We start from the raw sequence: 6000 nt of genomic DNA, 5'->3' as shown, positions 1-6000 counted from the left end.
CGGCGAAATCCAGCCCGTCCGGCGTTTGAGGACGGAACCGGGGCGCGTGGTCCGGGGGTGTTCTCCGGTGCGGGTTCACATGGTCAGCCGGCCGAGCTCGACTTGAGGGTGCCGTCCTCGAGTGACGGACCGGCTTGGAATGGGCGGTGCTCGTCAGGGGGTCGGGGGAGTTCTTCGTAGCGGGACAGGAGGGACGTGACCTCCGGGCCTCCCCGCGGCCGCAGCACCCGTACCGCGCTCGCCAGCATCCCCCGGATCCGCGAGGACTGGACCCGGTCCAGCAGGTCCAGCACCTGGTGGCCCGCCGCCGCGGCCTCGTCCGCCGCGCCCGCCTGCGCCAGGTCCCCGGCGAGCTGCGCGCGGTACAGCGCGAGGTTCCGGGTGAAGTGCGGATCCTGCAGCCGGGTCGCCCGCCGCCCGTGCCGCGCCGCCCGCGGCCAGTCACCCAGCGCCGACCAGCACTGCGCCTCCAGCAGCTCCAGCTCCGCCTCCCGGAAGAAGCTCATCCACTCCGGATCCGCATCGCCCGGCCCCCGCTCGAACGCCGTCCGCGCCCGCCCGATCGCCTGCTCGCACGCCGTACGGTCGCCGAGCCACGCCCTGGCCCCCGCCTCCCGCAGCGCCAGCAGGGCCAGCAGCCGCGGAGAGCCGAGCGGCCGGGCGGCCCGCTGCCCGGCCTCCGCCGCGCGCACCGCCTCCCGGGCCCGCCCCGTATCGCGGGCCAGGAACGACGCGTTGCAGAACGCGTGCGCTTCCAGCGCGGCGTCACCCGCCAGCCGCGCCGTCGCGAGCGCCTCCGCGTAATGCGAGCGCGCGTCGTCGAAGCGCCCCGAGTCATGGGCCAGCCAGCCCACGGAGATCGCCAGCTCCCCGGCGCCGGCGTGCAGCCGGTCCGCCGTGCTGCGCCGCGTCGCCGTCCCGGAGTCGAGCAGGGCGTACGCCGCCCGGAGCGGCTGGGAGGCGCGCCGGTAGAGGCCGTCCGCGCCGTGCCGGTCGTCCAGCAGCCGGATCTGGCGTACCGCCTCCTCGACGGCACTCACCTCGGCCTCGCCGACCCGGCGCTGCGTGGGGACGGTGAGGGGCCCCGCGGCGGCGCGGCCGCCCAGGCCCAGGGACGCGGCCGCCACCGTGGCGGTACCGCTGGTCATGAACACGCGACGCAGCACGTCGCTCTCCTCGTGAATGTCGCCGTCGAGCGCGGGGGGTGGGGTGGGCGGGGGCGGGGCGGTCGTGCGGGCCCCCCGGCCGCGCACGCTCTCGCGGGCCGAGAAGCCCAGGTCCTCGAGGCCGGCCCCGGGGAACATGTGCAGGAACACCCGTTCGTACGCGTAGTTGGGGCAGCGGATCTCGCCGGACTCCACGCGTCCGATGTACCGGGCGTCGCACGCGACCTGTTCACCGATCTCGCGCGCGGCCCTGCGGACCGCCGCCGCGAACTCCCCGGCGGAGCGCTGTCCGCGCAGCCGTCGGAAGACGAGGTTGGGAACTGCCCGTGTCGACACCATGGCGGGGCCCTCTCTGGTGCAGCCGGGTTCCTGCTTCCGGTGTCCCGGCGGAGCAAGAACGTACCTGCTGTGACGAGACGCACACGCAGCGTTTAGCAATAAAGCGGACATCTCACCCCCGATCCGCCATGAACTGCCACCCTTTGCGGCGGCGTGCCGCCGTAGCCCTTGACGCCGTCGGGGCGTTGGTCCATGTGGAGACGGGGCGCGGCACCGTCTCGTCGAGACGAGAGGAGGGGTTCCCTTGCCTCATATGGACACGGGCCCGGAGACCACACCGTGCGACCTGGTGACCGTCCCGGCACGTCAGGGCCTGGAGGCCGTGGACATCCTGCGCAGGGGATCGGACGACGAAACCGTCGGCCCGGTCCTGCACGACGGAGCCTGCGCCGTCCTCGGATTCCTGGTGCCACCCGGTACGGCCGAGGCATGGGACGTGCCCGGCAGTGCCTGTACGCGGACGGACGGCCGCGGACTGCGCGTCCCCGCCGAGCCGCCCGTCACCGGAGGAGGCTGGCTCCTGCCGCCCGTCGCCGAGACCCCGGTCACCGACCCGGCCGTCCTGCGCGCCGCCCTCGACCAGGCGGCCCGGCTCATCGAGGCGGCCGACAACTGCCGCTGAGGCCATAATGGCCAGGTGGGGCGGAGTGTCCGCCGCCGCCGGGCCACCCAGGTGACCGGCCGGAACCGGTGAGTGAGGACGAGCGCGCGTGGCACGTCGAGGAGCGGCCCGGGGCGCGAGCGACCGCAAGCGGTCCGAGCGCCGGCAGGAGCCCGTCTCCGCGACGGTGGACGGCGGCCTCGCCGAGCTCGTGCCCGACCGTGAGCGCCCGCGCGCGTGGACGCTGCTGCTGGACGGCGCCCCGCAGTCCCACGTGGACCTGGACGATCCCTCGTACCTCTCCTTCGAGTACCAGCGCAGACTCGGCCATGTCATCGATCTCGCCGCGCCCGCCGGCCGGCCCCTCCAGGTGGTGCACCTCGGCGGCGGGGCCTTCACCCTCGCCCGGTACATCGCCGCGAGCCGCCCCCGCTCCACCCAGCAGATCGTGGAGATCGACGGCCCCCTCGTCCAGCTGGTGCGCCGGGAGCTGCCCCTGGACCCGCAGGCACGGATACGGGTCCGCTCGGCGGACGCCCGCGCCGGGCTCGGCAAGATCCAGGACGGCTGGGCGGACCTCGTCATCGCCGACGTCTTCGGCGGGGCCCGTACCCCCGCGCACCTCACCACCGCCGAATTCCTCGCCGAGGTGCGCCGGGTGCTGAAGCCCGGCGGTCAGTACGCCGCCAACCTCGCCGACGGCCCGCCGCTCGCCCACCTGCGGGGCCAGGTCGCCACGGCCGCCTCGCTCTTTCCCGAGCTGGCCCTCGCCGCCGATCCGACCGTCTGGCGGGGCCGCCGCTTCGGAAACGCGGTGCTGGTCGCCTCCGACCTGCCGATCGCGGTCGCCGAACTGACCCGCCGGGTCGCGAGCGACCCCCACCCCGGCCGCGTCGAACAGGGCCGTGCCCTCGCCGACTTCACGGGCGGCGCCGCCGTCGTCACCGACGCGGGCGCCAAGCCCTCACCGGCCCCGCCGCCCGACGCGTTCGCGTAGACGGGCCGTGGGCCGGCTACTGGTCCACGACCTCCACGACCGGTGGATGGCCGTTCCAGGTGCAGAAGACGGAGACCGTCGCGCCCGCCCCGTCGCTGAAGTCCACCCGGATCCACTCCGGGTTCGTCCACACCTGCATCGACCAGCCCGGTTCGGGCGTGGCCGAGACCAGCTTCGCCGAGTCGGCCGCCAGCTCCAGGACGACCCTGCCGCCGCGCGTCGGATAACTCTCCACCTCGCCCGAAGCGGCCGCGGGCGGCGAGGACTTCGCCGGGCTCCGGCTCGCGGACGGCGGCCGGGAGGACGGCTTCCGGGAAGGGCTGGGGGTCTTCGGCGCCGTCGTGCGAGACGCGGTGGGACTCGGCGAGGGCGAGGGCAGCGCGCGGTGCGTCGAGGACGACACCGGTACGTCCGTGGCCTGCCCGCCGCGCGCCCCCACCGAGATCGGCACGGCACGCGGAGGGTCGTACGCCGTCCCCGACATGACCGTGTGCACGCCCCACCACGACAGGGTGACCGCCGCACCCGTGGCGAGCGACCACGCCATCGCGTGTACGAGTCCTCGTTGCATCGGGCACATCCTGCACCACCCGCCCCGGCCTTGTCCTGGAGGGGACCCCGTTCCTCCGTATGGGCTACGGTGCGGCGCATGCCTAGTGTGCTCGTGGTCGAGGACGACCAGTTCGTACGTTCCGCCCTCATCCGGCACCTGACCGAGGCCTCGCACACCGTACGGAGTGTCGGCACGGCCCTCGAAGCGCTGCGCGAGGTCGCGCACTTCCGCTTCGACGTCGTCGTCCTCGACCTCGGACTGCCCGACCTCGACGGCGCCGAGGCCCTGAAGATGCTGCGCTCCATCACCGACGTACCCGTGATCATCGCGACCGCGCGGGACAACGAGGCCGAGATAGTCAGGCTGCTCAACGACGGCGCCGACGACTACCTGACCAAGCCGTTCTCGGTGGAGCACCTCTCCGCCCGCATGGCCGCCGTCCTGCGCCGCACCCGCGGACCCGGCGCCCAGGCCCCGCCCCCGCGGGTCCTCCAGGTCGGCGGGCTCTCCATCGACCCGCTGCGCCGCCAGGCCGAACTGGACGGCGCCGCGCTGGACCTGACCCGCCGCGAGTTCGACCTGCTGGCCTTCCTCGCCGGCCGCCCCGGTGTCGTCGTCCCGCGCCGCGAACTGCTGGCCGAGGTCTGGAAGCAGTCCTACGGCGACGACCAGACCATCGACGTCCACCTCTCCTGGCTGCGCCGCAAACTGGGCGAGACGGCCGCCCGGCCGCGCTATCTGCACACCCTGCGCGGAGTCGGCGTGAAGCTCGAACCGCCGGCCGCAGGACCGTCCGCATGAGATGGGCCCTGGTCAAGGTCTGCCTGGCCGTCACCGCCATGGTCGTGATCGCGTTCGCCGTCCCGCTCGGGCTCGTCATCAAGGAGATGGCCCGCGACCGCGCCTTCTCCGACGCCGAACGGCAGGCCGCCACCATCGGCCCCACCCTCACCATCACCACCGACCGCGAGGAGCTGACCCGGGCCGTCCTGTCCACCGAGCCCGGCGGCCGAGGGCGCCTCGCGGTACACGTCCCCGCCGCCGGACAGGGCGGTGAACGCCTGGAGATCGGCGAGCGGCGCGCCACCCGGCAGGACCTGGAGACCGTACGGAAGTCGGGCCGCGCCGCCATCGCCGAGGTGCCCGGCGGCTCCGCGCTGCTCCAGCCCACCGCGCTCGGCTCCGGAGGCATCGCCGTCGTCGAGGTGTTCGTGCCCGAGAACGAGGTCTCCAACGGCGTCGGCACGGCCTGGCTGGTGCTCGCCGGCGTCGGGATCGCGCTGATCGTCGGCTCGGTGGCCGTGGCCGACCGGCTCGGCGTACGGATGGTGCAGCCCGCGCAGCGGCTCGCGGGCGCCGCCCAGGACCTGGGGGAGGGCCGGCTGGGCACCAGGGTGCCCGAGGAGGGCCCCACCGAGCTCCGCTCGGCCGCGGTCGCCTTCAACTCCATGGCCGACCAGGTCGTCCAGCTCCTGGCCAACGAACGTGAGCTGGCCGCCGACCTCTCGCACCGGCTGCGCACCCCGCTCACCGTGCTCCGGCTCAACGCCGCCTCGCTGGGCGAGGGCCCGGCCGCCGAGCAGACCAGGGCGGCGGTCGAGCAGCTGGAGCACGAGGTCGACACGATCATCCGTACGGCCCGGGAGCAGCGCCCGCAGACCCAGGGCGGGCAGCCGGGCGCGGGCGCCGGGTGCGACGCCTCCGAGGTCATCCGGGAGCGCATGGGCTTCTGGTCGGCGCTGGCCGAGGACGAGGGGCGCACCGTCCGCCTCGCGGGCGTGGACCGCACCGTGCGGATCCCGGTGGCCAGGCCCGAACTGGCCGCCGCCCTGGACGCGTTGCTCGGCAACGTCTTCCGGCACACCCCGGAGGGCACCGCCTTCGCCGTCGACGTGCACCACAGCGGCGACGCGGTGATCGTGCTGGTCTCCGACGCCGGGCCCGGCATACCCGATCCGGAATCCGCCCTGGCCCGGGGCGCCAGCGGCCGCAACGGCGCGGGGAGCGAGGTGGGTTCGACCGGACTCGGCCTCGACATCGTCCGCAGGGTCGCCGAATCCACCGGCGGTGACCTGCGGATCGGGCGATCGGTGCTGGGCGGCACGGAGGTGCGCATCTGGATAGGGCTGGACGGCGGCCCGGCCGAGCGAGCCCGCCGGGGGCACCGGGTGGGGCGGCGTAACGGAAGGCGGGGACCACGCGGAGTGAGGGGCCGGAACACAGAGTTCCGAGGCGCCCCGGGCGCCGGGCCCCATCTTTAACCTGCGCCCATGCCCTCCTTAAGCGAACCCTAAGAACATCAACTCGGGTCCTATGGGTGCCTTTTGTCCGGATCGCTGCGGCT

General features: G+C 74.4%; 6 protein-coding genes. 4 read left to right on the top strand and 2 right to left on the bottom strand.

What is annotated here, in order from left to right; all coding sequences use genetic code 11:
- Window positions 1-83: 83 nt before the first annotated feature.
- Entirely contained in the window at window positions 84-1505 is a 1422-nt protein-coding gene (locus tag JKV81_RS21005; RefSeq protein WP_202077182.1) for an NsdA family TPR-like regulatory protein, read from the bottom strand.
- A 253-nt stretch (window positions 1506-1758) separates the two neighbouring features.
- On the opposite strand from JKV81_RS21005, the gene JKV81_RS21000 reads away from it, so the two are divergent.
- Both JKV81_RS21000 and JKV81_RS20995 read left to right on the top strand, forming a co-directional pair.
- Entirely contained in the window at window positions 1759-2127 is a 369-nt protein-coding gene (locus tag JKV81_RS21000; protein WP_124277184.1) for a hypothetical protein, read from the top strand.
- Between the two features lie 88 nt (window positions 2128-2215).
- Window positions 2216-3103 carry a spermidine synthase gene (locus JKV81_RS20995; RefSeq protein WP_202077180.1) on the top strand — a complete coding sequence of 296 codons (888 nt, stop codon included), beginning with the start codon at window positions 2216-2218 and terminating at the stop codon, window positions 3101-3103.
- A 16-nt stretch (window positions 3104-3119) separates the two neighbouring features.
- Here JKV81_RS20995 and JKV81_RS20990 read toward each other — a convergent pair whose 3' ends face one another.
- Entirely contained in the window at window positions 3120-3674 is a 555-nt protein-coding gene (locus JKV81_RS20990; protein ID WP_202077178.1) for a hypothetical protein, read from the bottom strand.
- Window positions 3675-3752: 78 nt separating this feature from the next.
- Between JKV81_RS20990 and JKV81_RS20985 the strand changes: the two genes are divergently transcribed.
- Window positions 3753-4457, top strand: coding sequence for a response regulator transcription factor (locus JKV81_RS20985; RefSeq protein WP_099172762.1), 705 nt, complete (start codon window positions 3753-3755; stop codon window positions 4455-4457).
- Window positions 4454-5917, top strand: coding sequence for a sensor histidine kinase (locus tag JKV81_RS20980; protein ID WP_124276329.1), 1464 nt, complete (start codon window positions 4454-4456; stop codon window positions 5915-5917). The genes JKV81_RS20985 and JKV81_RS20980 overlap by 4 nt, the downstream gene beginning before the upstream one ends.
- The last annotated feature ends 83 nt before the right edge of the window (window positions 5918-6000 follow it).

The organism is Streptomyces silvae (assembly GCF_016745505.1).
GTDB classification, from domain to species: Bacteria; Actinomycetota; Actinomycetes; order Streptomycetales; family Streptomycetaceae; genus Streptomyces; species Streptomyces silvae.
The sequence above is the reverse complement of the archived record's forward strand: the minus strand, read 5'-3'. Positions and strand labels throughout refer to the sequence as shown.